Annotated in this window: 22 protein-coding genes; 10 read left to right on the plus strand and 12 right to left on the minus strand. The window is 73.0% G+C overall.

The genetic code is table 11. The features are described 5' to 3' along the window. Positions 1 to 43: 43 nt before the first annotated feature. A complete protein-coding gene (locus AB0C35_RS38160) occupies positions 44 to 769 on the minus strand; it encodes a Crp/Fnr family transcriptional regulator (protein WP_358466994.1) in 726 nt (241 codons plus the stop codon). Between the two features lie 214 nt (positions 770 to 983). Next, positions 984 to 1,904, minus strand: a complete 921-nt coding sequence (locus AB0C35_RS38165; RefSeq protein WP_358466996.1) for a 5'-3' exonuclease — start codon at positions 1,902 to 1,904, stop codon at positions 984 to 986. Positions 1,905 to 2,001: 97 nt separating this feature from the next. On the opposite strand from AB0C35_RS38165, the gene AB0C35_RS38170 reads away from it, so the two are divergent. From AB0C35_RS38170 to AB0C35_RS38190, 5 genes are all read left to right on the plus strand, one after another. Continuing rightward, positions 2,002 to 3,111, plus strand: a complete 1,110-nt coding sequence (locus AB0C35_RS38170) for a Xaa-Pro peptidase family protein (RefSeq protein WP_358466998.1) — start codon at positions 2,002 to 2,004, stop codon at positions 3,109 to 3,111. A gap of 267 nt (positions 3,112 to 3,378) precedes the next feature. Next, a complete protein-coding gene (gene ugpC / locus AB0C35_RS38175; protein WP_358467000.1) occupies positions 3,379 to 4,608 on the plus strand; it encodes a sn-glycerol-3-phosphate ABC transporter ATP-binding protein UgpC in 1,230 nt (409 codons plus the stop codon). Next, entirely contained in the window at positions 4,605 to 5,927 is a 1,323-nt protein-coding gene (locus AB0C35_RS38180) for an ABC transporter substrate-binding protein (RefSeq protein ID WP_358467002.1), read from the plus strand. The genes ugpC (AB0C35_RS38175) and AB0C35_RS38180 overlap by 4 nt, the downstream gene beginning before the upstream one ends. A 10-nt stretch (positions 5,928 to 5,937) precedes the next feature. Then, positions 5,938 to 7,326, plus strand: coding sequence for an ABC transporter permease subunit (locus AB0C35_RS38185; protein ID WP_358467004.1), 1,389 nt, complete (start codon positions 5,938 to 5,940; stop codon positions 7,324 to 7,326). Continuing rightward, positions 7,323 to 8,261: a carbohydrate ABC transporter permease gene (locus AB0C35_RS38190; protein ID WP_358467006.1), complete on the plus strand. Its 939-nt coding sequence runs from the start codon at positions 7,323 to 7,325 to the stop codon at positions 8,259 to 8,261. The genes AB0C35_RS38185 and AB0C35_RS38190 overlap by 4 nt, the downstream gene beginning before the upstream one ends. A gap of 81 nt (positions 8,262 to 8,342) precedes the next feature. Here AB0C35_RS38190 and ugpC (AB0C35_RS38195) read toward each other — a convergent pair whose 3' ends face one another. After that, a complete protein-coding gene (ugpC, locus tag AB0C35_RS38195; RefSeq protein ID WP_358467008.1) occupies positions 8,343 to 9,599 on the minus strand; it encodes a sn-glycerol-3-phosphate ABC transporter ATP-binding protein UgpC in 1,257 nt (418 codons plus the stop codon). Between the two features lie 148 nt (positions 9,600 to 9,747). Here ugpC (AB0C35_RS38195) and AB0C35_RS38200 point away from each other — a divergent pair, with 148 nt between their 5' ends. Continuing rightward, entirely contained in the window at positions 9,748 to 10,767 is a 1,020-nt protein-coding gene (locus tag AB0C35_RS38200) for a LacI family DNA-binding transcriptional regulator (protein WP_358467010.1), read from the plus strand. Between the two features lie 134 nt (positions 10,768 to 10,901). Then, positions 10,902 to 11,342 carry an Lrp/AsnC family transcriptional regulator gene (locus AB0C35_RS38205; protein ID WP_358467012.1) on the plus strand — a complete coding sequence of 147 codons (441 nt, stop codon included), beginning with the start codon at positions 10,902 to 10,904 and terminating at the stop codon, positions 11,340 to 11,342. 6 nt (positions 11,343 to 11,348) lie between these two features. Here the strand turns inward: AB0C35_RS38205 and AB0C35_RS38210 are convergent, their stop codons facing one another. The 6 genes from AB0C35_RS38210 to AB0C35_RS38235 all read right to left on the minus strand — a co-directional run bounded on the left by AB0C35_RS38210 (position 11,349) and on the right by AB0C35_RS38235 (position 18,124). Beyond that, complete coding sequence (locus AB0C35_RS38210) at positions 11,349 to 12,266, minus strand: TIGR03619 family F420-dependent LLM class oxidoreductase (RefSeq protein ID WP_358467014.1); 918 nt, start codon at positions 12,264 to 12,266, stop codon at positions 11,349 to 11,351. 59 nt (positions 12,267 to 12,325) lie between these two features. Further along, complete coding sequence (locus AB0C35_RS38215; RefSeq protein WP_358467016.1) at positions 12,326 to 12,865, minus strand: DUF1707 and FHA domain-containing protein; 540 nt, start codon at positions 12,863 to 12,865, stop codon at positions 12,326 to 12,328. A 130-nt stretch (positions 12,866 to 12,995) separates the two neighbouring features. Then, complete coding sequence (locus AB0C35_RS38220; RefSeq protein ID WP_358467018.1) at positions 12,996 to 14,222, minus strand: acyl-CoA dehydrogenase family protein; 1,227 nt, start codon at positions 14,220 to 14,222, stop codon at positions 12,996 to 12,998. Between the two features lie 84 nt (positions 14,223 to 14,306). Next, positions 14,307 to 15,386: a DUF3616 domain-containing protein gene (locus tag AB0C35_RS38225; RefSeq protein ID WP_358467020.1), complete on the minus strand. Its 1,080-nt coding sequence runs from the start codon at positions 15,384 to 15,386 to the stop codon at positions 14,307 to 14,309. A gap of 61 nt (positions 15,387 to 15,447) precedes the next feature. Continuing rightward, positions 15,448 to 16,650: a cytochrome P450 gene (locus AB0C35_RS38230; protein ID WP_358467022.1), complete on the minus strand. Its 1,203-nt coding sequence runs from the start codon at positions 16,648 to 16,650 to the stop codon at positions 15,448 to 15,450. 85 nt (positions 16,651 to 16,735) lie between these two features. Continuing rightward, positions 16,736 to 18,124 (minus strand): lysine 2,3-aminomutase, encoded by a 1,389-nt coding sequence (locus AB0C35_RS38235; protein WP_358467024.1) that lies wholly within the window; start codon positions 18,122 to 18,124, stop codon positions 16,736 to 16,738. Positions 18,125 to 18,263: 139 nt separating this feature from the next. Here AB0C35_RS38235 and AB0C35_RS38240 point away from each other — a divergent pair, with 139 nt between their 5' ends. Beyond that, a complete protein-coding gene (locus AB0C35_RS38240) occupies positions 18,264 to 19,325 on the plus strand; it encodes an L-erythro-3,5-diaminohexanoate dehydrogenase (protein ID WP_358467026.1) in 1,062 nt (353 codons plus the stop codon). A 55-nt stretch (positions 19,326 to 19,380) separates the two neighbouring features. Beyond that, positions 19,381 to 20,712: a DUF2252 domain-containing protein gene (locus AB0C35_RS38245; RefSeq protein ID WP_358467028.1), complete on the plus strand. Its 1,332-nt coding sequence runs from the start codon at positions 19,381 to 19,383 to the stop codon at positions 20,710 to 20,712. A 10-nt stretch (positions 20,713 to 20,722) separates the two neighbouring features. Here the strand turns inward: AB0C35_RS38245 and AB0C35_RS38250 are convergent, their stop codons facing one another. Next, the gene (locus tag AB0C35_RS38250) at positions 20,723 to 22,312 is read right to left on the minus strand and encodes a SpoIIE family protein phosphatase (protein WP_358467030.1); all 1,590 of its coding nucleotides are present in this window, start codon (positions 22,310 to 22,312) and stop codon (positions 20,723 to 20,725) included. Between the two features lie 99 nt (positions 22,313 to 22,411). Between AB0C35_RS38250 and AB0C35_RS38255 the strand changes: the two genes are divergently transcribed. Next, positions 22,412 to 23,206 carry an SAM-dependent methyltransferase gene (locus AB0C35_RS38255; protein ID WP_358467032.1) on the plus strand — a complete coding sequence of 265 codons (795 nt, stop codon included), beginning with the start codon at positions 22,412 to 22,414 and terminating at the stop codon, positions 23,204 to 23,206. A 7-nt stretch (positions 23,207 to 23,213) separates the two neighbouring features. Here the strand turns inward: AB0C35_RS38255 and AB0C35_RS38260 are convergent, their stop codons facing one another. Together AB0C35_RS38260 and AB0C35_RS38265 are read right to left on the minus strand one after the other, a co-directional pair. Then, positions 23,214 to 25,295: a hypothetical protein gene (locus tag AB0C35_RS38260; protein ID WP_358467034.1), complete on the minus strand. Its 2,082-nt coding sequence runs from the start codon at positions 25,293 to 25,295 to the stop codon at positions 23,214 to 23,216. 66 nt (positions 25,296 to 25,361) lie between these two features. Next, positions 25,362 to 25,871 carry a hypothetical protein gene (locus AB0C35_RS38265; protein ID WP_358467036.1) on the minus strand — a complete coding sequence of 170 codons (510 nt, stop codon included), beginning with the start codon at positions 25,869 to 25,871 and terminating at the stop codon, positions 25,362 to 25,364. Between the last annotated feature and the right edge of the window lies 1 nt (position 25,872).

Genomic DNA, 25,872 nt, shown 5'->3' on the forward strand with positions numbered 1-25,872 from the left:
CCTCCGCTAAAAATCTACAATGTAAAGGCGCCGGGCGGCGGAGCTACGCGGACCGCCGCGCGAACTCCCGCAGTCCCGCCGGATCGACCACGACGATCTTCCGCCGCCCGGTGCGCACCAGGCCCTCGCCGCGCAGCGTGCCGAGCGCCCGCGCGACCGTCTCGCGGGAGGAGTCCATCCAGCTGCCGAGTTCCTCCTGGGACAGCGGCGGGCCGATCACGACCCCACCGGAGGCGTCCGGCGGGACCTGGCCCGCAGACCGGTCGGCCAGGTCGGACAGCAGGATCGCCAGCCGCCGCGCGCCCTGCGCGGACACGTGCGCCTGCAGCCGGCGGTCGGCGTCGTCGAGCCGGCCCACGAACGTGCCGCTGACCAGCAGCCACACGCCGGGATGGGCGTCCAGGAAGCCGGTGAACCGGGAGGCGGGCACGACCAGCGCCCGCAGCGGGCCGAGCGCGGTCACGGTCGCCGACCGCTCCCGGCGGCCGAGCACGGCGCTCTCGCAGACCAGGTCGCCCGGCCCGCGCACCGCGAGCACCACCTCGCGGCCGTCCTCGCTGGAGGAGGTCACCTTGGCCCAGCCGGACTCGATGACGATGAGGTGATCGGAATCGTCGCCCTGGTAGCACAGCGGCATCTTCGGCTGGTACCTGCGCGGCCGCGAGACACCGCGCAGCGCCGCGCGCTCCGCGTCGTCCAGCGTGTCCCAGAACGCGGCGCCGGGGCCGCCGTGCGGCGTCGTCCTCCGTGTCAGCAGGTGCTCGCTCACGGTCGTGCGTCTCCGGTTCCGGCGGGCGGGTGAACCGGTACCCGCGGCAGTTGGGGGGAGTGGGGCGGTGAGGCCCAGTGCCGCGGGTACCGGTCGCTCATGTGCCCATGAGAACCCATCACCGCTGTGGATGCTGCACGCCTGAGAACGGCCTGTCTGCGTCATCTGACACTTTTGGCGAAATTTGCAGCGGCGATCAGCGGCCCCGGGCCGGTTACCGGGCGAGGGCGTTCAGGAGGCGGTTGACGGGGCTGCCGAGGTTCCAGCGGTCGGCCAGCTCGATGAGCGCCTCGGGGTCGCGCGCGCCGGCGGGGAGCCGGTCGTCCAGCGCCGCCAGCTCCGGCGCGTCGATGTCGGTGACGACCCGCACCACCGTCTCGGCGGCGGCCAGATAGTCGCGCGCGGCCTCCATCCGGCGCCGCGCGCCCGCCGGGAAGCCCTGGTCGGTGCCGGAGTCCAGCGCGGCGAGGATGCCCTCGACCGACCCGAACCGGGTGACCAGCGCCGCGGCCGTCTTGTCGCCGACGCCGGGGACGCCCGGCAGGCCGTCGCTGGGGTCGCCGCGCAGCGTCGCGTAGTCGCCGTAGCCGCGGCCCGGGATGCCGTACTTGGCCGCGATCTCCTTCTCGCCCATCACCTGCAGGTTCCTGATGCCGCGCGCGGTGTACAGGACGGCGACGGGGGCGCGGTCGTCGACGAGCTGGAACAGGTCGCGGTCGCCGGTCACGATGTCGACGGGGCCGTCCGCCGCGCCCCGCACCGCCAGGGTCCCGATGACGTCGTCGGCCTCGTACCCGGGGACGCCCGCCCGCGCCAGCCCGAACGCGTCCAGCACCGCGTCGATGACGGGCAGCTGCGCCTCCAGCGCGTCGGGCGTCTGGTCGCCGCCGCCCTCGGCCACCCGGTGCGCCTTGTAGGACGGCAGCGCCTCGACCCGGAACGCGGGCCGCCAGTCGGCGTCCATGCAGCACACGAGGCGGTCCGGGGAACGGTCCTGGACGAGCCGCGCGATCATGTCGATCAGCCCGCGCACGGCGTTGACCGGCGTGCCGTCGGGCGCGGTCACCGACTCGGGCACCCCGAAGAAGGCGCGGAAGTACAACGACGGCGTGTCCAGCAGCATCAGCCCGCTCATGGGCCACATGTTCCCACGGGACGGTGACAGAGGCGCGCGGACGCGCCTCTGCGATCCTGGTACGGCCACTGGAGAGGACCGGAGAATGGAGACGGGTGTGACAACGGAGTTGTATCCGCGCGAGCGGCTCGGCCTGGTGCGGGACGCGGCGGCGAAGGCGGGGCTAGGGGCGGTGCTGCTGACGCCCGGCCCGGACCTGCGCTACGTCACCGGGTACGACGCCAAGGAGCTGGAGCGGCTCACCTGCCTGGTGGTCCCGGCCGAAGGCGAGGCGTTCCTGGTCGTGCCGCGGCTGGAGCTGCCTGCGGCGCAGGAGTCGCCGGCCGGTTCCCTCGGCGTCGAGCTGGTGCCGTGGGACGAGACCGCCGACCCGTACGCGCTGGTCGCCGGGCGCCTGCCCGGAGACGTGGGGACGGTGGGCGTGGCCGACCGGATGTGGGCGGTCATGGCCCTGCGGTTCCGCGCCGCGCTGCCGGGCGCCGAGCAGGTCGCCGCCGGGGGAGTGCTGCGCGAGCTGCGGATGCGCAAGAGCGCCGCCGAGGTCGCGGCGCTGCGCGAGGCCGGCGCCGCGATCGACCGCGTGCACCGCCGCGTGCCCGGCCTCCTCAAGGCGGGCCGCACCGAACTCGAGGTCGCCCGCGACATCGCCGGCGCGATCACCGCCGAGGGGCACGCGCGCGTCGACTTCGTCATCGTCGGGTCCGGCCCGAACGGCGCGAACCCGCACGCCGAGCCGTCGGACCGGGTCATCCGGCCCGGTGAGCCGGTGGTGGTCGACATCGGCGGGACGATGCCGAGCGGCTACTGCTCGGACTCGACCCGCAACTACTGCGTGGGCGAGCCGCCCGCCGAGTACCGGGAGTACTACGCGGTGCTGGAGGAGGCGCAGCGCGCGTCGTGCGAGGCCGTCCGTCCCGGGGCGACGCCCGAGGCGGTGGACGCCGCCGGACGCGACGTCATCGCGGCGGCCGGGCACGGCGGGCACTTCTTCCACCGCACCGGGCACGGCATCGGGCTGGAGTCGCACGAGGAGCCCTACATCGTCGCGGGCAACCTCGAGCCGCTCGAGCCGGGCATGGCGTTCTCGATCGAGCCGGGCATCTACCCCGGCCCGCACGGCGCCCGCATCGAGGACATCGTGGTGTGCACCGAGGACGGCTACGAGCCGATGAACCTCACCGAGCGCGGTCTGGTGGTCGTGGACTGACCGCTCCGCGCGCGGGTGGCGGCGCGGGGGCGAGGACGGGTTTGCGTCCGCGCCCCCGCGCCGTTTCGGACGCCATAAATCCGCAGAAAAAACGGGGCGGTAACGATCTCTGCACCAAATGTGTCAGCGGGCACGGTGCGTGTTGCGGCGCGGGTCGTCCGCCATGTACCACCTTCATTGTTACGCGGGGGTAAGTCATGTTCCCTCCGCATCGCGGGACCGGTCCCGCGGCTGGACGAGTCCGTGCCGTAAAGAAGAGGAGACGCCGTGGCAGAGGTCGATCTGACCAGCGTCGGGAAGGTATATCCCGACGGCACGCGGGCCGTGACCGACCTGAACCTCCACATCGCCGACGGGGAGTTCCTGGTCCTGGTCGGCCCATCGGGCTGCGGCAAGACGACCGCGCTGCGGATGGTCGCCGGGCTGGAGGACATCTCCGAGGGCGAGGTCACGATCGGCGGCCGGGTCGTGAACCGGGTGCCGGCCCGCGACCGCGACGTCGCGATGGTGTTCCAGAGCTACGCCCTCTACCCGCACCTGTCGGTCCGCGACAACATCGGGTTCGGGCTGTCGCTGCGCAAGCTTCCGAAGGCCGAGATCAGGGAGCGGGTCGACCGCGCCGCGCAGACCCTCGGCCTCACCGAGCACCTGTCCCGCAAGCCCCGCAACCTGTCGGGCGGGCAGCGGCAGCGCGTCGCGATGGGCCGCGCGATCGTCCGCGAGCCGCAGGCGTTCCTGATGGACGAGCCGCTGTCCAACCTGGACGCCAAGCTCCGCGTGCAGATGCGCGCCGAGATCGCCAGGATCCAGCGCGACCTGGAGGTCACCACCATCTACGTCACCCACGACCAGACCGAGGCGATGACGCTCGGAGACCGGGTCGCGGTGATGAAGAAGGGCGAGTTGCAGCAGGTCGCGCCGCCCCAGGAGCTCTACGACAGGCCGGCGAACCTGTTCGTCGCCGGGTTCATCGGCTCACCGGCCATGAACCTGCTGCGGGGCACGCTGACCGGGGACGCGGAGAACCCGCGCCTGGAGATCGGCGACACGACCCTGACGCTTCCGGCCCGGGTGCTGACCGAGCGCCCGGCCCTGGCGTCGCACCTCGGCAACGACGTCGCCGTCGGAATCCGCCCCGAGGACATGGAGGACTCCGAACTCGTGGAGACCACGGAGGGATCCACGCTGACCTCCACCGCGGACCTGGTGGAGGCGATGGGCTCGGACGTGCTCGTCCATTTCGCGATCGAGGCGTCCCAGGTCGTCACCGAGGACACCAAGGAGCTCGCCCGCGACGCGGGCACCGACGTGCTGGGGAAGCTGGAGGCCCCCCGCACGGATCTCGTCGCGCGGTTCAGCCCGCGCACGCGCGTGAAGGTCGGCGACCCGGTGACGATCCGAGTCGACACCGGTCGCCTGCACTTCTTCGATATCGAGTCCGGTGCGTCGATCTGGGGATCGGACGACGCCGGGCCGTCCAGGGAGGATGAGGAATGAGGGTCAGCAGGCGAATGACGGGAGCCGCCGTAGCGGCGGGACTTCTCCTGTCATCGGCCGCCGCGTGCGGCGGCGACGACGGCGGCGACGACGGGTCGACGCCCGCCGGCGGCGGGGCGCTCAAGGGCACCACGATCGAGGTCGCGGCCAAGTGGACCGGCCCGGAGGAAGAGAACTTCCGCAAGGTGCTGCAGGCGTTCGAGAAGAAGACCGGGGCGAAGGTCAACTACGCCTCCACCGGTGAGAACACCGACGCGTTCCTCGGCCCGCGCATCTCGGCCGGGAACCCGCCGGACGTGGCGATCCTGCCGCAGCCGGGCCTGATGCGCCAGTACGCCGAGAAGGGGTCGCTCAAGCCCCTCGCGGCGGACGTGGTCGCGGAGATCGACAAGAACTTCGCGCCGTACTGGAAGGAACTCGGCTCCGCCGACGGCAAGGCCTACGGCGTGATGATCAAGGCCGCGTACAAGTCGATCCTGTGGTACCGGCCGCAGGCGTTCTCCGACGCGGGCGTGCAGCCGCCGAAGACGTGGGACGAGCTGGTGAAGGCCTCGACCACCCTGCAGAACTCCGGCAGCACGCCGTTCACGCTGGCCGCCGGGCCGCAGGACTCCTGGACGCTGACCGACTGGTTCGAGAACGTCTACCTCTCGCAGGCCGGGCCCGAGAACTACGACAAGCTGGCCAAGCACGAGATCAAGTGGACCGACCCGACGGTCGGCAAGGCGCTGGAGACGCTCGCCCAGATCTGGGGCAAGCCCGACTTCCTCAACGGCGGCGTCGCGGCCGCGACCAAGACCAAGTTCGACGAGTCGGTCACGCAGGTGTTCGGCCAGGACAAGGCGGCCATGGTCTACGGCGGCGACTTCGCCGCCGCCAACATCGCCACCACCGACTCCAAGGTCGGCACCGACGCCAAGGTGTTCGCCTTCCCCAAGGCCGGCGACACCGCCCCGGCGATCCTCGGCGGCGACACCGCCGTCGCGCTGAAGGACGGCAAGGGCGCGCAGGAGCTGATGAAGTTCCTCGCCTCACCCGAGGCCGGCAAGGTCTGGGCCGGGCTCGGCGGCTACCTGACGCCGAACAAGAACGTCCCGCCGGACGCCTACTCCGACCCGATCGCCAAGGAGCTGATCGCCCAGCTCCAGCAGTCCGGCGAGGCCGCCCGCTACGACATGTCCGACCTCGCGCCCGCCGCGTTCGGCGCGACCCCCGGCGACGGCGAGTGGGAGGCGCTGCGCCAGTTCGTGCAGAACCCGACGGACGTCAAGGGCACCCAGGCGAAGCTGGAGGCCGAGGCCGCCGAGGCGTACAAGTAGGGAAACCTGGATGAAGGCTCCGAAAGATGAGGGGGTGCCGCCGGCCGTGACGGCCGGCGGCGCCGCCGCCGTCGCCGAACCCGCCCCCGCCCCGCCCCGCGAGCGCCGGGGACGCGAGCGGCTGACCCCGCCGTCGTGGCTGGCCCTGACGTTCCTGCTGCCGGCGCTGGTGCTGCTCGGGTTCCTCGTGGTCTACCCGATCGTCTATTCGGTGATCCGCAGTCTGTTCGACGCCCCGGGCGACTCGTTCGTCGGCGCTGAGAACTACACCGGGGTCTTCCAGGGGCGCGACAATCTCATCGCGGTCCGCAACACCGCCATCTGGGTGGTGGTGGCGCCGACCGTGGTGACCATCGTCGGGCTGCTGTTCGCCGTCCTCACCGAGCGGATCCGGTGGTCGACGATGTTCAAGCTCGTGGTGTTCATGCCGATGGCGATCTCGTTCCTCGCCTCCGGCGTGATCTTCCGGCTGGTGTACCAGCAGGACCCCGACAAGGGCGTGGCGAACGCGGCGATGGTCGCGATCCACGACACGTTCGCGAAGGACACGAGCTACCCCGGCGCCGGTCCCCGCGGCGGCGACCAGCCGGTCCGCGCGGAGGCCGGCGGGGTGGTCACGGTGGACTCCTTCGCCGCGGGGCAGAGCGCGCTCGTTCCGCTGGTGAAGGTCAAGCCGGAGTACCTGCCGCAGGACGCCGAGCCGGCCGCGCAGCCGCCGCCCGCCCAGCCGGGGCAGCTGAGCGGGACGGTGTGGTTCGACTTCACCAAGGGCGGCGGCGGGGAGCCCAACGCCCCCAACGCGGGTGAGAGCGGGCTGCCCGGCATCACGGTCGAGGCGGTGCGGGACGGCAAGGTGGTCGCCACCGCCACCACCGGCGCCGACGGCACGTTCACGATGGCGGAGGTGCCCGACGGGACGTACACGATCCGGCTGCCCGCCGACAACTTCACCGCCGCCTACCGGGGCGCCGAATGGCTCGGCGGCACCCTGATCACGCCGGCGATCATCGGGTCGTACCTGTGGGTGTGGGCCGGGTTCGCGATGGTGCTGATCGCCGCGGGGCTGGCCGCCATCCCGCGCGACGCGCTGGAGGCGGCCCGGGTGGACGGCGCCACCGAGTGGCAGGTGTTCCGGCGGGTGACGATCCCGCTGCTGGCGCCCGTCCTCATGGTCGTGCTGGTCACGCTGACCATCAACGTGCTGAAGGTGTTCGACCTGGTGTACATCATCGGCGGCGGCGATCCGAACGCCAGCGTGCTGGCGCTGGAGATGTGGGTCGAGTCGTTCGGCGGCGGCAACAACCAGGGCGCCGGCAGCGCCATCGCCGTGCTGCTGTTCGTGCTGGTGGCGCCCGCCATGCTGTTCAACGTCCGGCGAATTCGGCAGGAGCGCAAATGAGCACCGCGGAGAAGGCCGCCAAGGTGCCGTCCGAGGCCGGCGGCGAGAACGGGGCGGCGGGGGCGCCGCGGCGGGGCCTGGCCGCCCGCATCGTCGGCCGCGTCGGCGGCGGGGCGGCGCAGGTGGTCCTGGTCCTGATCGCGCTGTTCTGGCTGGTGCCGACGCTCGGGCTGCTGGTGGCGTCGCTGCGCTCCAACGAGGACAACGCCGCCGGCGGCTGGTGGAACGTGTTCACCGAGCCGGCGCAGCTGACCGTCGGGTCGTACTCGGCGCTGCTGGACAAGGCCGACTTCGTCGACTCGTTCTGGAACACCGTCCTGATCACCGTCCCGGCGACGCTGCTGGTGGTGGCGATCGCCTCGCTGGCGGCCTACGCCTTCGCGTGGATGGAGTTCCCGGGGCGGGACTGGCTGTTCCTGGTGGTCGTGGCGCTGCTGGTGGTGCCCGTCCAGGTGGCGCTGATCCCGGTCGCCAAGCTGTACGGCGCCATCGAGTTCGGCGGGTTCCAGATGTTCGGGTCCGTCACCGGCGTGGTGCTGTTCCACGTCGCGTTCGGGCTGCCGTTCGCGATCTTCCTGTTGCGCAACTTCTTCGCGGCGATCCCCCGGGACCTGCTGGAGGCGGCGCGGATGGACGGCGGCTCGGAGTGGACGATCTTCCGGAGGGTGATCTTCCCGCTGGGCGGCCCGGCGATCGCCTCGCTGGGCATCTTCCAGTTCCTGTGGGTGTGGAACGACCTGCTGGTCGCGCTGGTGTTCGCCGACACCGAGGCGCAGCCGATGACCAAGTGGCTGCAGTCGCAGATGCGGCAGTTCACCGGCAACATCGACGTCCTGGCGCCCGGCGCGTTCCTGTCGCTGATCGTGCCGCTGGCGGTGTTCTTCGCCTTCCAGCGGTACTTCGTGCAGGGAGTGCTCGCCGGCTCTGTGAAGTGAGGGTGGTCCTCCACGGATCCGGCTAGGGACGGTGCCCACGGCCTGCGAGGCCGTGGGCACCGTCGTCAGGCGGGGGGACGGTCAGCCGGACTTGCGCAGGGACGCCGAATCCTGCGCGCCGTGCCGCAGGACGGCGTCCGGGTGCCCGATGGCCAGGCCGCTGGACGGGTCGAAGAAGTGCAGCCGGCGGGTGTCGACGGCGAGGTCCACGTGCTGTCCCGGGCGCACGTGCGAGCGGGAGTTGACCCGGGCGGTCCACAGCGCCTTGTTGTCGACCAGCGGGATCGTCATGTCCTCCTCGCCCTCGGCGGCGTCGGAGGCCAGGTCGGCGGTGTCCTTGTGCTCGACCGGCGGGGCGTCGATGGTGAAGATGACGTTGATCTCGCTGCCCAGTTCCTCGGTGACGCTGCTGCGGACCGCCATCGGCGCCCACTCGGGCTTGGCGTGCGCGGCGTCCTCGAAGTCCGAGGGGCGGATGCCGAGGACGATCTGGCGGCCGAGGTAGTTCTGCAGGCCCGGCCGGTCGCTGAGCACCGCGGCCGGCACCGGCAGCGTGTACCCGGCGAAGGCGACCTGGGCGCCGCCGTCGCCGGTGGTCAGGTCGGCGGTGACGAAGTTCATCGCGGGGGAGCCGATGAAGCCCGCCACGAACAGGTTGACCGGGTTGTCGAACAGCCGCTGCGGGGTGTCGACCTGCTGCAGCCTGCCGTCGCGCAGCACGCAGACGCGCGAGCCGAGCGTCATGGCCTCGACCTGGTCGTGGGTGACGTACACGGTGGTGACGCCGAGCCGCTCGTGCAGCTGGCTGAGCGAGGCGCGCATGGACACGCGGAGCTTGGCGTCCAGGTTGGACAGCGGCTCGTCCATCAGGAACGCCTGCGGCTGGCGGACGATGGCGCGGCCCATCGCGACGCGCTGCCGCTGGCCGCCCGACAGCGCGGCCGGCTTGCGCGCCAGGTACTGCTCCAGCCCGAGCATCTTGGCGGCGTCGCGGACCTTCTGCTTGATCTCCGCCTTCGGCGTGCCGCGCAGCTTGAGGCCGAACGCCAGGTTCTGCTCGACGGTCATGTGCGGGTAGAGGGCGTAGTTCTGGAAGACCATCGCGATGTCGCGGTCCTTGGGAGCGAGGTCGTTGACGACCTGCTCGCCGATGGAGATCTTCCCGCCGCTGATCTCCTCCAGGCCCGCGATCATCCGCAGCGCGGTGGACTTGCCGCAGCCGGACGGGCCGACCAGCACCATGAACTCGCCGTCGCGGATCTCCAGGTCGAGGCCGTCCACGGCTTTGACCCCGCCGGAGTACACCTTGTCGACCCGGTCCAGAACGATCTTGGCCATCGAAACCCCTTCATGGAAACGTTTCCATTATCCCCTGGCGAACAGGGGTTATGTTGCACTTCCCGGAGTAAACATTATGGAAACGTTTCCAGGGGAGGGGAGGTTGTGAGAAGATGATCGAAAACCCGGGCGGAGGGGCGGTGACCGGATGACGGGGCGGCCGGCGACGATCAAGGACGTGGCGGCGTCGGCGGGCGTCGGGATCGCCACGGTGTCGCGGGTGTTCTCCGGCTCCGGCTCGGTCAGCGCCGCCACCCGCGAGCGCGTCCTGGCCGCGGCCCGCGACCTGGACTACCGCCCGAGCGCCCTCGGCCGCGGCCTCAAGCTGCGCCGCAGCGGCGGCATCGGCCTGATCGTCCCCGACGTCACCGACCCGTTCTGCGCCGAGCTGATCGCCGGCGTGCTCGCCTGCGCCCGCACCCTCGGCGAGCACGTCATCGTGGACGCCGCGCACGGCGACCCGTCCCGCGAGGCCGAGATCGTCGAACGGCTGGTCGGGCAGCGCGTCGACGGCGTCATCGCGCTGCCCGCCGGCGCCGAGGCCGACTGGCGCGGCGCCGCCCGCGTGTGCTCCAGCGTCGTGTTCGCGGGCCGCGTCCTGCCGGGGCTGCCGGAGATCCCCGCCGTCCTCGCCGACGACGCCGGCGGCGTGCGGTCCCTCACCGAGTACCTCACCGGGCTCGGGCACCGCCGCATCGGGTTCCTCGGCGCCGCCCCCGGCAGCCCGTCGCGCGTGCGGGAGGACGCGTTCCGCGCCACCCTCGCCCAGCTCGGCGTACCCGTGGAGGAGGACCTGGTCGTCGCCGCCCGCCCGGCCAGCGACGCCGCCTACGCGGCCGCCGCCGGGCTGCTGCAGCGCCGCGACGACGTCACCGCCGTCCTCGCCGCCGGGCACCTGCTCGGCGAGGCCGCCGTCCTGGTGGCCCGCGAGCTGGACCTGCGGGTGCCCGCCGACGTGTCGATCGCGATGGTCGACGACGTCGCGTGGGCGGAGCTGTGCGACCCGCCGCTCACCGCCGTCGCCCGCCCCGCCCGCGACATCGGCTACCGCGCCTGCGAGACGCTGCTGCGCGAGCCCGCGCGCCGGGGCAGGGGAGGGCCGGTCCTGCTGCCGACCGAACTGGTCGTCCGCGGCAGCTGCGGACCGCTGCGCACCGCGCGCCGGTAACACCTCGGACCGCGCACCCGATGGCACCGGCGCACCGCGCGCCCGATCGCACCGCGCGCCGGCCGGGGGGTCGCGCCGCCGGCCGCCGTGGAAAAGGGTCCCGGAAACAGGCCCGGGCACGCTAGATTTCCCGCGTGGAGGAGATCGATCGTCAGATCATGGCGCTGCTGGCCGACGACGGGCGGATGAGTTTCACCGACCTGGCGAAGGAGACCGGCCTGTCGGTGTCGGCCGTGCATCAGCGCGTCCGGCGGCTGCAGAAGCGCGGAATCATCACGGGGTTCGCGGCGCAGCTGGACAGCCGCCAGATCGGGCTGCCGCTGACGGCGTTCATCTCGATCAAGCCGATCGATCCGGCCGCCCCGGACGACGCGCCCGACCGGCTCGCCCATCTGCAGGCGATCGAGGCGTGCCATTCGGTGGCGGGGGAGGAGAGCTACATCCTCAAGGTGCGGGTCGGGTCGCCGAACGAGCTGGAGGACCTGCTGCAGAAGATCCGCGCCGCCGCGAACGTCGCGACGCGGACGACGGTCGTGCTCAGCACCCCCTGGGAGTCGCGCCGCCCGCCGCTGTGACGCCGCTCAGCCGCCCGGCGCGAAGGCGTCCAGGGCCCGCAGCGCGCGGTCCATCGCGGCGCCCGTGTCCGCGTCCGGCCCGCTCACCTCGGGGTCGAAGTTGAGGTCGGCGAACGCCTCGGTCACCCCTTGGGCGGCGAGGTCCTCGAAGTCGCCGCGTATCTCCTCGGCGGACCCGGTGAGGGGACGCCGGCCCGCGCGCCCGGCGGGCCGCACCCGGACCGCGCCCCGGCACACGAACCGCAGCGCCGACGGGTCCCGCCCGGCCCGCTCCGCGGCCTCCCGGACGATCCCGATGGAACGTCCGATCGCCCCGAGGTCGGCGCGGCTCGAACTGACCCATCCCGCCGCCAGCCGCCCGGCGCGCCGCAGCGCGGGCTCGGCGCCGCCGCCCAGCAGGATCGGGATCTCGGGAGTCTGCAGCGGCTTCGGCTCCTGGACGACCGGCGGGATGTCGTAGAACTCGCCGTGGAACTCCGAGGGCTCCCCGGGGCCGCCGCTCCACAGGGCGCGCAGCGCGGCGAGGAACTCCTCCGCGCGGGCGCCGCGGTGCTCCATCGGCGCGCCGACCGCGGCGAACTCCTCGCGCATCCAGCCGAGCCCGAGCCCGAGGTCGAGCCGCCCGCCGCTGACGTGGTCGAGGGTGGCGGCCTGCTTGGCGAGCATCGGCGGCGAGTAGAACGGCAGGTTGAGGACGGCGACGCCCAGCCGCACGCGGGCGGTGTGCCCCGCCAGGTAGGCGAGCGTCACCAGCGGGTCGGGCACCCGGCGGTAGGTCTCGTCCGACGGCGCCGCGGGGTTCAGGACGCGCTGCAGCGTCCACAGGGAGTGGTAGCCGAGCTCCTCGGCGCGCCGCGCCACCCGCACCTGGTTCTCCGGCGTGGACCACGCTCCCGACACCGGCACGGCGAATCCGATCTGCACGGCGGCTCCTTCCCCCAGGCCACACTAGAGGGTCCCGGAGGAGTGTTCACGCAGCGTGTTCAGGGGGCGGTGGCGATGAAGCTGGAGTTGCCGAAGCCGACCTCGTCGCCGGGCCGGACGCGGGCCGGGCCGGTCAGCCGCCACCCGTTGACCCGGGTGCCGTTCATCGACCCGAGGTCGGAGATCATCCAGCCCTCGTCGGCCCGGTAGATCTCGGCGTGGAACCGGGAGACGGTCAGGTCGGTGAGGATGAACTGGCAGCCGGGCGCGCGGCCGACCACGATGCGCTTGAGGTCGCCGGGCGGCAGCATGAACCGCGGCAGCCGCGGCGCCCGCCAGGCCGCCTCGACCCGCGCCGTCACCTGCGACACCGAGGAGATGATGCCGGTCAGGCGGCGGACGACCCGGCCGGGGGGCGGCAGGTCGTGCACGATGTCGGCCAGCTCGGCCCGGTTGCGGGCCTGGAGCACCTGGTCGACGCGGCGCTCGAACGTCTCGTTCGACATCCGGCCCTCGGCCACGCGGTCGCTGAGGACGCGCAGAACCCGGTCCCGTTCCATGTCGGACGCTCTCACCGGGAATGAGGGCTGACCGTCCATAGCTGTGAGTATCCAGTCCCCATCGTCGGCTTGTCCAGGAAAGGACTTCGGCAGGGGACGGGTGATCGCCCTCACCCGCCCCCCACCTTTCCGACGGCGGACCGTCCGCGAAAGTTCGCGGGGACTTCGGCTACGACGACAGGAGGTCGCGGGCGATGTGGGTGATCTGGATCTCGTCGGTGCCGGCGTAGATCTGGAACGACTTGGCGTCGCGGGCGAGCTGCTCGACGCGGTACTCGCTCATGTAGCCGTTGCCGCCGAACAGCTGCACGGCCTCCTGCGCGACCTCGCTGGCGGCCTGCGCGGAGTACAGCTTCATCGCCGACGCCTCGGCCAGGGTGGGGGTGCGCCCGGCGCGCTGCATCTCGATGTGCCGGAACACCAGGTTCTGGACGTTGAGCCGCGCGACCTCCATCTTCGCCAGCTTCAGCTGGATGAGCTGGAAGTCGCCGATCCGCTGCCCCCACAGCTCGCGGGTCTTGGCGTACTCGACCGACAGCTTCAGGCACTCCTCGATGACGCCGAGCGCCATCGCGGTGACGCCGGCGCGCTCGGTGACGAAGTTCTGCTTGGCGGAGTCCTTGCCGCTGCCGGAGCCGGACGCCAGGAGCCGGTCGGCGCCGGCGCGGACGTCGTTGAGGAACAGCTCGCCGGTGGGCGAGGAGTGCAGGCCCATCTTGCGCAGCGGCCTGCTCTGGTCCAGGCCGTCCATGCCCCGGTCCAGGACGAAGGTGAGGATCTCGCGGTCGCGCGGTTCCCGCCCGTCGTCGAGTTTGCAGTAGAAGACGATGGTGTCGGCGTAGGGGCCGTTGGTGATGAAGGTCTTGCTGCCGTCGAGGACGTACTCGTCACCGACCTTCTTCGCGGTGGCCTGCATGCCGCCGAACGCGTCGGATCCGGAGCCGGGCTCGGTGATGGCCCAGGCGCCGACCTTCTCCAGGGTGAGCAGGTCCAGGGCCCAGCGCTCGCGCTGCTCGGGCGTCCCGCGCTTCATGATCGTCCCGGCGGCGAGGCCGAAGCTGACGCCCATCGCCGAGACCAGGCCGGGGGCGACCTTGCACAGCTCGACGATCGGCAGCATGGACATCGCCGGGTTGCCGCCGCCGGACCGTTCCCCGTCCCCGCCGCCGTCCGCGTCGGCGTCGCCCGCCGCGTCCCCCCGTTCCCGCTCCTTGCGGGCCCGGAAGGACGCGCGGGCCATCTCGTCCATGCCGAACGTCTTGTAGAGGCCGCGGAGCAGGTCGTACGGCGGTAGGTCGCCCGACTCCAGCGCGTCCAGGTTCGGCCGGACCTCGGCGTCGATCCAGCCGCGCACCGCGTCCCGGATCATCAGGTCTTCGTCGGACCACTCGATCATGCTCGTCTTGCCTTCCTGCCGGATACCCGACCCATCCAAGCAGAGTGCGCAAGCGAGCGCTTATTCGGGTGGCGGCCGCGGGCGTCAGCCGCCGAGGCGCACCACGTCGGCGATGACGCCGCCGTCCTCGGTCAGCCGCTCGGGGGACGGGCTGTCGTAGACGACCAGGACGCCGAGCCCCGCGGCGTCCGGCTCGTCCAGGACCGCGATGCCCTCGGCGTGGTCGTCGCCGTCGCCGTAGGGAAGGTCGCCCAGCACTTCCAGGTCCTCAGAGGTGACGATCTCGGGGGCGTCGGCCTTGGCCGCGCCCCGCCACCGCACGACCCGCACCGGCCCGTCCAGGTCCATGCTCGGCCCGGTGAGGACGAGCAGGTCGTCGCCGTGCGGGCACAGGTCCCGGATGCCGAGGCCGCCGAGGTCCATGAAGTGGGTGCGGTAGAGGGCCTCGCCGTCCCCGACCGGGAGCAGCCGCAGCCGCTGCGGGTCGTTCGGGTCGGTGCCGGGGCGGATCTCGATGAGGACGGCCCAGCCGCGCAGCACCGGCCCGCGCAGGCCGATGTAGAGGCGGTCCCCGTGGGCGGCGATGCCCTCGATGTCGATGCCGTTGTCCTTGCTCGGGATCGACAGGAACGGCGCCAGGTGCGGGTCGTCCTCCAGCAGGTCGGTGATGGAGTCCTTGCGCAGGCCGAGCACGGCCGCGGTGCGGCCGCCGTCCTCGCGGACGACCTCGGGCAGCCCGTCGCCGCCGCTGACCAGGGGGAGGCGGGCCAGGATGAACCGGTTGTCCTCGCGCACGACGGTGGCCAGCCGCTTGCGGGACTTCGCGTCGCTCTGCCCCGGCTTGATCTTCTTGCGCTTGAGGCTGTGCGACCCGATGGCCCACAGCCAGCCGTTGCCGCGCGCCAGGCCCTCGATGTCGGCCTCCTCGTCGGGGCCGGCGGGCAGCGGGACCAGGTCGGCGAGGTTCACGGTGGCGTGCCCGTCGTAGCCGTTGACGCGCCCGTCCTCGCCGACGACGGCGGTCAGCCGCTCGATGGTGGCCGTCTCGTCGCCCGCGACCCACAGGCAGCGGCCGTCCTGGCGCACGGCGGAAAGGTTGGTGTGCGTCTCGGCTTCGCGGCTTTCCTCGGCGAAGCGCAGCGTGACCCGGCGTTCGACATCCATTCGGAGATGCTCCCATAAAGGCGAGGTCAGAGGGACATTTGGCACGGTCCGGAACCGGCCGTCAGGTGTCCCAGCGGACGTCCAGGCGCGGCGGCTTGCGGAACACCAGGCCGCGCGGCCGCGCGGGCCGGGCCGGGTCGAGCCGCAGCCCCGGAAGCCGGTCCAGCAGCTCGGTGAGGGCCGTGCGGGCCTCCAGGCGGGCCAGGTGGGCGCCGAAGCAGAAGTGCGGGCCGTGCGCGAACGCCAGGTGCTCGGCGGCGTTGTGGCGCCGCACGTCGAAGCGGTCCGGGTCGTCGAACATGGCCGGGTCGCGGTTGGCTCCGGCGATCGACACCCGGACGAGGTCGCCCTCGCGCACGGGCGTCCCGCCGAGTTCGGCGTCGCGGGTGGCGTAGCGGTCCACGACCGACGCCGACGGCTCCAGCCGCAGCGACTCCTCGATCGCGGCGGGCAGCAGGTCCCGGTCGTCGAGGACGAGCCGGAGCTGATCGGGATGCCCCAGCAGATGCAGGACGGTGTTGGCGATCATGCCTTCGGTGGTGTCGATGCCGCCGAACATGAGGATCGCCGCGTTCGCTACGACCTCGGCGGTGGCCAGGGGGCGGGGCCCGGCCGGCGGCGTTTCGTTTTGCGCGGCCTCGGCGAGCAGCGACCCGGGACGCGACGCGGTGATCGCCTGCTCGACGGCCGCGCTGAGCAGGCGGTACGCCTCGTCCGCGCGCGCCGGGGCGGTGCCGCCCGCGGTGATGGCGGAGACGGCCTCGACGAACGCGCCGTACCAGGACCGGACGGTCGCGGGGTCGACCCCGTCCAGGCCCAGCGCCTCGGTGACGACGGCGACGGCCAGCGGCCCGGCCAGTTCGCCGCGCAGTTCGGCGCGGCCCGCGGGCGCGAGACCGGCGACGAGCCGGCCGGCCTCGGCCTCCACGAACGCGGTGAACCGCTCGCGGGTCCGGGCGGGCCGGAAGGGGCGCGCGAACGGGTCGCGGTGCCGGGTGTGGGTGGGGCCGTCCAGCGACAGCATGCTCGGCCCGACGACCTGCGCGGTGGAGAAGCGCGGGTCGTCGACGGTGAACGCGGCGGCGTCGCGCATCACCCGCAGCGCCAGGTCGCGGGAGGTCACCAGCCAGCCGTCCAGCGCCGGGAGCCAGGAGACGGGCTCGTGCGCCCGCAGCCGCGCCAGGTGCGGGTGCGGGTCGTCCTCGAGGTCGGCGGCGGTGACGGCCGCGCCGGCGGGGAACCGGGCGGTCGGGTCGGTAGTCATCCGCACGAGGGTAATCCGTCCCATTCCTGATCTACAACGTAAAGGCGCCGGGCCGGGTCACCGCGAAGCCAGCCCCGCCGCGGTCTCACGCGGCCCGGGACTGCTCCCGCCACCACTCCCGGCCCCGCTCCGGCAGCGTGTAGATCGGGTCGTGGTACTCGTACCGCCTGGTCAGCGCGTCGGGGTCGGACGCCTCCAGCCCGGTGCGGTAGTTCTTCGTCCAGTAGGAGACGCCGCGCTCGCGGTCGTAGCCGGCGAGCTGGTGCACCCAGCGCTTGCCCACGTAGGGGACGTCGCACACGATCCGCGGGGTGGCGAAGCCGGGCAGGTAGCCCATGATGGCGTGCTGCAGTTCCTGCGCCTCCCAGACCGCCAGCCGCCAGTGCTCGCTGTAGGGGATCATGTCGCACATGTAAAGGTAGTACGGCATGATCCCGGCCTCGTCCAGCAGCGCGAACGACAGGTCGAGCAGCGCGGCGGGGGAGTCGTTGACGCCGCGCAGCAGCACGCCCTGGTTGCGGACGTCGCGGATGCCGGTGTCGAGCATCGCGCGGGCCGCCTTCGCCACCAGCGGCGTGACCGACTGGGCGGCGTTGACGTGGGTGTGGATCGCGATCTGGGCGTTGCGTTCGTGCGCCTTGGCGGCGAGCCGCTCCATGCCGGCGCGGACGTCGTCCTGCAGCCAGTGCTGCGGCAGTCCCATGAGCGCCTTGCTGGCCAGGCGGATGTCGCGGATGCTGTCGATGTCGAGCAGGGAGTCGACGAACGACTCCAGCCTCGCCCACGGCATGTTGGCGACGTCGCCGCCCGAGACGACGACGTCGCGGACGCCGGGGGTGCGGCGCAGGTAGTCGAGCATGGCGCCGAGCCGGTCCGGCGGCTTGATGGTGAACTTGTGCTTGTCGACGTTCGGGGTGGAGTTGCCGACCAGGTCCATGCGGGTGCAGTGGCCGCAGTACTGCGGGCACGTCGGCAGCAGCTCGGCGAGGACCTTGGTGGGGTAGCGGTGGGTGAGGCCCTCGACGGCCCACATCTCGGCCTCGTGCAGCGAGTCGCGGGTGGCGTGGGGGTGGGACGGCCAGTCTGTGCGCCGGTCGCTGAAGACGGGGAGCATGTACCGCCGCACCGGGTCGGCGTGGAACGCCTCGGTGGAGGAGGAGTCCATGGTGTTGAGCATCTGCGGCGGCAGCAGCATCGACATCGTCGCGCGCTCGGCCTGGTCGCGTTCCAGGTCGGCGTAGAACGACTCGTCCAGCAGGTCGCCCATGACCCGGCGGAGCTGCCGCAGGTTCTTCACGCAGTGGGCGCGCTGCCATTGCGCCGACTCCCACTCGTCCGGCGTGACGTCGCGCCAGCCGGGCAGGCGCCGCCAGTCGGGCTCCTCCAGGGGCCGCCGCCGGTAGACGTACGGCTGGCGTGCGGTCTCTTCGGAAAGGACGGCCGCGTCCTGGTCCGGGTGCAGGGCAGTGGTCATCGTCGACCGCCTCCTCGCCTCATTGATCGCATAAAAATCTTGTATAGGGCCGACGTTACGGGAAGACTTCCGTTGGAACCAGTGATACCCGATATATCTTGCGTAAGACCATCCGGTTCAAGGAGAGGACGGGACGACGATGAGCGACGGCGGCGGCACCGGCACGGCGGTGGGGCTGCACCGGGTGCTGGAGCCCGCGGGCGTACTGCCGCAGGCGGCGCGGCGGCTGGACGCCGACCCGCGGATCCGGCCGGACGAGGTCCGCATCGGGGTCGAGCGGCTCAACCTGGACGCCGCGTCCTACCGGCAGCTGCACACCGCGCACGGCGGCGACCCGGACGCGATCCGCGCCGAGGTGCTGCGGATCGTCGGCGAGCGCGGCAAGATGCACAACCCCGTGACCGGGTCGGGCGGCATGCTCGTCGGCGTCGTCGAGGAGACCGGCCCGGAGTCGCCGCTCGGGCTCGAGCCGGGAGACCGCGTCGCCACGCTCGTGTCGCTGACCCTCACCCCGCTGGCGATCACCGACGGCCTGGCCGGCTGGGACGGGCTGTCGGAGCAGGTCCCCGCGCGGGGGCACGCCATCCTGTTCGCCCGCTCCATCGCCGCGGTGCTGCCCGGCGACCTGCCCGTCCCGCTGGCCCTCGCCGTCATGGACGTGTGCGGCGCGCCCGCCCTCACCCACCGCGTCGTCGCCTCCCGCGAGAGGGCCCCCGCCGTGGCGGTGCTCGGCGCGGCCGGCAAGAGCGGTTCGCTGTCGCTTGCCGCGGCCCGCCGCGCGGGCGCGTCCCGGCTGATCGGGCTCGTGCCGACCGCCGCGGAGGAGGAGCGGCTGGCCGCCGCCGGCCTCGCCGACGCCGTCGTCCGCGCCGACGCCCGCGACCCCGTCGCCGTCGCGGCGGCGATCGAGGGCGCGCACGGCGGGCCCGCCGACGTCACCGTCGTGTGCGTGGACGTGCCCGGCTGCGAGCACGGCGCGATCCTGGCGACCGCGCCCGGAGGCACCGTCGTGTTCTTCTCGATGGCGACGTCGTTCCCGGCCGCCGCGCTCGGCGCCGAGGGCCTCGCCGCCGACGTCACCATGCTCATCGGGAACGGCTACGTCCCCGGGCACGCCGCGGCCGCGCTGGACCTGGTGCGGTCCGAACCGGCGGTTCGCGCGTTGTTCACCGCCAGGACGGGGCACGATTCGGCACAATGACCGGGAAAGCCCCGGCAGCGGCGGGGACCACCCGATCATCGAGGGAGAGCCGAGCATGGCGAGCATCACCGAGGACCTGCGCGGGCGGGACCCCAAGGAGCGTCAAGCGCAGATCGTCGACGTCCTGGTCGACGCGTTCTCGGACCTGATGGAGCGCAGCCCCGCCGAGTTCCGCCGCCGCTTCCGCAAGATGGCCTCCGACCCGTTCGCGTTCTACCGCGGCAGCGCCTGCCTGTTCTACGCCGACATCGTCGGCGACGAGGACCCGTGGGCCGACGAGCGCACCGGCCGCGTGTGGATCCAGGGCGACCTGCACGCGCAGAACTTCGGCACCTACATGAACGACGACGGCGTGTTCGTCTTCGACGTCAACGACTACGACGAGGCCTACGTCGGCCACTTCACCTGGGACGTCAAGCGGCTCGTCGCGAGCCTGGCGCTGCTGGCCTGGCAGAAGGCGATCTCCGACGCCGACATCCGCCGGCTCATCGAGACGTACGTGCGCGCCTACGTCGACCAGGTCCGCAAGTTCGCCGCTCACCAGGGCGACGAGAAGTTCGCGCTGACGCTCGACACCACCGGCGGGTACATCCGCGACGTGCTGATCGCCGCGATGGGCGGCACCCGGATCGGCCTGCTGGAGGGCATGACCGAGGTCGACGGGCCCGACCGCAGGTTCCGCGACAGGTCCGGCGTGCGCCGCCTGGGCGACGCGGAACGCGCCAAGGTGGAGGCCGCCTACCAGGAGTACCTGACGACCATCCCGACCGAGAAGCGCTTCGGCAGCCTGACCTACCAGGTCAAGGACATCGTCGGCGCCTCCGGGTTCGGCATCGGCTCGGCGGGGCTGTCGGCCTACAACATCCTGGTCGAGGGCAACACGCAGGCGCTGGAGAACGACGTCGTCCTGTCGATGAAGCAGGGCAACGTCGCCGCCCCCAGCCGCGTCGTCGACGACCCCCGCATCCGCGAGTACTTCCGCCACCACGGGCACCGCACCGCGGTGTCGCGCCGCGCGCTGCAGGCCAACAGCGACCCGTGGCTCGGCCACACCCAGATCGACGGCGTCGGCTTCGTCGTCCAGGAACTGTCCCCCTACGAGGAGGACCTGGACTGGGGCGGCCTCACCGAGCCGGAGGAGATGCTGTCGGTCCTGGACGACCTGGGCCGCGCCACGGCCAAGGTCCACTGCGTGTCCGACACCGACTCCGACCACTCCCTGGTCGGCTTCCAGGTCGAGGACGCCATCGACGCGGTGATCGGCGCCGACGAGTCCGCGTTCGTCGAGGCCATGGTCGCGTTCGGCACCCAGTACGCCGAGATCGTCCGCGACGACCACAAGTACTTCGTCGACGCCTTCCGCAACCACCAGATCCCCGGCCTGTAGCCGGAAGCGCTCAGCGCGGGGACGGGCGGATCAGGAGGAGGGCTATGTCGTCGTGGCCCCGCTGGTCGGACAGGAGGGCCAGGACGCCGTCGGCGGTGTCCTCCAGGCTCGCCGACTGTGAGGCGACCAGCGCGGAGGCCAGCCGGGCGATGCCCTCGTCCACGTTGCGCATCCGGCTCTCGACCAGGCCGTCGGTGTAGAGGGCGAGGGTGGCGCCCGGCGGGATCGCCGCGGGCGCCTGCCCGTACTCGGGCGGGTGCGCCTCGTCCGACACGCCGAGCGGCAGCCCGTCCGGGACGGGGAAGTGCAGCGCCGTCCCGTCGGGCAGCGCCAGCAGCGGCGGCGGGTGGCCGGCGCACGCCACCTCGCAGCGCAGCGTGGCCGGGTCGCACACCAGGCACAGGCAGGTGGCGAACTGGGCGGCGTCCAGGCCCTGGGCGATCTGGTCCAGGCGCTCCAGCACCTCGCCGGGCGGGAACTCGCAGCCCGCCAGGGTGTGCGCGGCGACCCGCAGCTGCCCCATCGCCGCGGCGGCGGTGACGCCGTGGCCGACCGAGTCGCCGATCACCACGGCGATCCGGTCGCCGGGCAGCGGCACCACGTCGTACCAGTCGCCGCCGACGCCGCTGCGGGCCGGCAGGTAGCGGTGCGCGATCTCCAGGCCGGGCGGGACGGCGACGGCGGCGGGCAGCAGGGAGGCCTTCAGCGCCGTCGCGGTGCTGTGCTCGCGCCGGTACTGGCGGGCGTTGTCGATGCACGTCGCGGCGCGTGCGGCGAGTTCGGCGGCGAGCGCGGCGTCGGCGGCGGCGAACGGCAGCCGGCCGCGTTTGCGGCTGAACACCGCGAACCCGAGCGTGCGCCCCCGCGCGACCAGCGGCACCGCCAGCAGCGAGACGTGGTCGAGGAGGCCGTCGATGAGGCGGCCCGTGCGGTGGGCGAGGGCGTCCTGGATCGCGTCGCCGCCGAACTCGACCATGCGGCCGGTGGCCAGGCAGCGGGCGTAGGGGGTGGACGGCGGGTAGACGATGACCTCGTTGACGGGGAACTCGCGGGACCAGCCGCGGGGGTCGTCGTCGGCGAACGACACCGCCAGGCGCCGCACGACCGCCGATCCGTCGGCCTCGGCGTCGGGCCGGTCGTCGTCGGCGAGGAGCCGTTCCAGGACGTAGATGGCGCCGGCGTCGGCGAACCGGGGGACGGTGACGGCGACGATCTCGCGGGCGGTGCGGTGCAGGTCCAGGGTGGAGCCGATGCGGCGGCCCGCCTCGCTCAGCAGCTCCAGCCCGCCCGCCCACGGCGGCGCCACGGTCAGCGCGACGGACGCGGATCTGTCCGCGCCGGTCATCGGGTCGCAGGAGGCCGACAGGCCCGCGTCCGACAGCGGCAGGACGCCGCTCCACGGCCGGCCCTCGGCGGCGAGTTTGAGCGCGGCCGTCAGCGGCTCGGCGGCGGCGGGCCGGCCGAGCAGGTCGGTGAGCGCCGTGCCGAGCGCCTCGCCGGCGGTGCGGCCGAACAGGCGCGCGGCGCCCTCGCTCCATCCGGTGATCCGGCCGTCCGGGGCCAGCAGGACGGTCACCGGGGTCGCGGGTCTTTCGGACATTGGTCCTTCACTGTCCCGTTCGTCGGGGCCGCCTGGCGGTACCCGCGTTACGCTGATTCCGCCGCGGACGGCACCCCTCGGTCAAGGGAGAGACGATAAATGGACTCCGAGTGGATCCCCCCTGAGGTCGACAACCAGAGGCCAAGCGTCGCACGGGTGTACGACTTCCTGCTCGGCGGAGACCACAATTTCGCGTCAGATCGTGATCTGGCGACCGGGCTGCTGCGGGTCGAACCGCAGGCGCGGGAACTCGCGCAGGCGAACCGGGCGTTCCTGCGCCGCGCGGTCCGCACGATCGCCGCATCGGGCGTCGACCAGTTCATCGACATCGGGTCGGGCATTCCCACGCAGGGCAACGTGCACGAGGTGGCTCAGGGAGTCAACCCGGAGGCGCGCGTGGTCTACGTCGACAACGACGACGTCGCGGTGGCGCACAGCCGCACGATCCTGGCGGGCAACGACCGTGCGGCGGTGGTCCAGGCCGACATGCGCCGTCCCCGCGAGATCCTCGCCGACGAGGGGGTGACCGGCCTGATCGATTTCACCAGGCCGGTCGCGTTCCTGCTGGTCGCGGCGCTGCACCTGGTGAAGCCGGAGGAGGACCCCGCCTCGATCGTCGCCGCGCTGCGCGAGGCGGGCGTCCCCGGCAGCCATCTGGTGGTCTCGCACCTGACCTACGAGGCGGAACCGGGCAAGACCGCGGCGATCGGCAAGCTCTACGACCGCGCGACCTCCCCGGCGGTGGCCCGCTCGCACGCGGAGATCCTGCGGTTCTTCGACGGCTGGGACCTGCTCGACCCGGGCCTGGTGTACGTGCCGGTGTGGCGCCCGGACGGCGAGGTCGACGACAAGCCCGAGCGGTTCCTGATGTTCGGCGGCGTCGGCCGCAAGTAGCGCCCGGTCAGCGGCGGGACAGGACGCGGGCCACGGCGGCGGCGATCACCGTCACCAGGATCCAGCCCGCGGCCACCAGCGCGTAGGAGAACCACTGGTAGCCGCCCGCGGGGTCGAAGGCGCGCTGCTGTCCCAGGTCGACCAGGGGGAGCAGCAGGTCGAGGGTGTAGACGACGGGGTTGAAGTGCGGGGCCTCGTCCGCCTTGAGGGGCCGGGGCGGGTGCGCGCCGTACACCAGGCCGCCCGCCGTGACCAGCAGGGCCAGCCACAGGGCGGCGCGCCAGGGCTGGTAGCCGTAGGCGACGGTGGCCTCCTGCAGCAGGCCCCAGAACCGGCCCGCCGGGGTGCCGGCGCGGTGGGCGAGGCGTTCCTTGGCCAGCAGGACGCGGCGTGCCTCGCCGGGCTGCCCCAGGGCGGTGTAGTGCGCGGCCAGCCGCTCGTAGGGCTGGGGCTGGTGGCCTTCGGGGTCGAGGGCCAGCCAGCGCAGCCGCTCGCGGGCGGGCAGGCGCGGCTCCAGGCTCTCGTAGGCGAAGCCGTTCAACGACAGCGCCGGCGCCCATGTCCGCGGGTCGTCGCGGAGGACGCCGACGCGGGCGTGTGACAGGACGACCTCGCCTTGGACGGGTTCGGACGGCCGCAGGACGAGCTCGCCCGCCTGCAGGGTGGGGGCGTCCAGGGCGATGCCGCCGGGGTCGGCGAGCCGGGCGCCGGTCAGGTCGACCTGCGCGCCGACCTTGGTGCCCGACAACCTGACCCTTCCCGTCGCGTGCAGGTCCGTGCAGAACAGGTCGGCGGCGATCTCGGCCCGGGACAGCCGCAGGCAGGTGCGGCCGCCGGGCTTCTCCAGGCGGGCGCCGGTCAGCCTGAAGCGCCCGGCGATGCGGCCCACGACGGCGCGGACCTCGCCGCGGGCCCGCAGCCGCTCGCAGTCGACGGTGCCGCCGACGGTGATGTTGTCGGCGGCCAGCGCGATCCTCTCGCCGTCGCGCCGGGCGCCGCGGGCGGCGTCGAGGGTCGCCCCGGTCAGCGTGACGTCGTTGCCGACCCGTGCGCCGACCAGGCTGACCCGGCCGCCCGCCACGGTCAGGTCCGTGGCGTCGATGTCGTTCACCGTGACCTGGTCGGCCCACAGCGCGACGCCGTCCGGCGCGGACAGCGACGCGCCGTCGATGGTGAGGAACGTGCGGATCTGTGCGCCGGGCATGCGCATCTCGCCCTCGGCCGCGAATCCGCGCCGGGCGAAGAACGGGCCCTCGACCGTGAGGCCGCCCGCGCCCAGGGCCACGCCGCCGGGGTTGCGCAGGGCCGCCGAATCGAGCAGGACCTCGCCGTGGACCCGTGTGCTGCGCAGCGCGGTCTCGCCGTGGACGGTCAGCGCGGTGGCGTGGAGGCCGCCGCCGATCGTGGTGCGGCTGAGCGACAGGGCCTTCGAGGGGCCGGCCGCACCCATGATCGTGGCGTTGTTCAGGTTCAGCCGTCCTTCCACGCGGCCGCCGCGCAGCAGGACGGGCCCGTCGGCGCGGAACGCCTCGTCGGCGTCGACGTCGCCGTCCACGACCAGGCCGTCGGCGGCGACGGCGACGCCGTCCGCGCCGGGGCCGATCCGGGCGCCGCGCAGCGACACCTCACCGTTGATCTTGGCGCGGTCGAGCCTGACGCCGGCGCGGACGGTGCTGAGATGCAGGTTGAGGATGCCGTCCATGCCCAGCCGCGCCGCGTTGAGGCTGTGCAGGGACGAGTGCACCAGTCGCACCGTCCGGGCGGTCGCCTCGACCAGCCGGACCGGCTCGTCGAAGTGGCAGTACTCGCACACCAGCGCGCAGGGGACCTCGGCGCCGATGAGGTCGAGGCGGCCCCGGATCCGGGCGCCGCGCAACCGGACCCCGGAGCGCCTGCCCGGGTCCGGCGGGACCGCGCCGAGCAGCAGCGCGGCGATCACCTCGGCGCGGATCGTCCGGTCGTCGCCCCACTGCGGGGCGGCGGCGACGTCGTCCCTGCCGGGGTCGCCCGTGCGCAGGTCGACCCATGCGCCCCGTGGGAAGGTCTCCCACATCCGTTGTTCGGCCTCATTGAGCGGCGGCGTCGTCATGCCCCTGATTCTGGGGGAATCGGGGGATCGTCGGCGGGCGAAGGCGGCTCAGCGGGCGAACGCGGTTCAGCGGGCGAACGCGATCGCGGTGCCCGCGCTGACGACGACCGCGATGACCACCAGGACCAGCGAGGTGCTCAGCGGGTCGCGGCGCTCGGCCGGCTCGTGCGCCTTCACCGCCCGGGGGGCCGCGGGCTCCTCGCTCGGCGTGGGCCGCTCCGGCGCCGGCGGCTCCGGCGGGGCCGGCCGCGTCCGGGGCGGCGGCGGGGGAGCGGGCCGCGGGCGGGGCTCGGGGGGCGGCGGCTCCGGGGCCGGTGTCGCGGGCGGTGGCGGCTCGGGCGCCTCGGGAGACGGCGGGTCCGGCGGCGTCTCGGTCGGCGGCGGCGTCGGCGCCTCCGACGTGGGCGGCGGCGGGGCCGGGGGCGCGCAGCCGCCGGCGACGGGCCCGGCGTCCACCCCGATCTCCACCTCGATGCACACGCTGACCTGCGGCGTCGGGGACGGGTCGGCGAGCGCGGCGGGCGGGAGGGCGAACACGCCGGCGAGGGCGGCGGGCAGGACGAGGCGGCGGCGCACG

It is taken from the genome of Spirillospora sp. NPDC048819 (genome assembly GCF_040650055.1).
Lineage (GTDB): Bacteria > Actinomycetota > Actinomycetes > Streptosporangiales > Streptosporangiaceae > Spirillospora.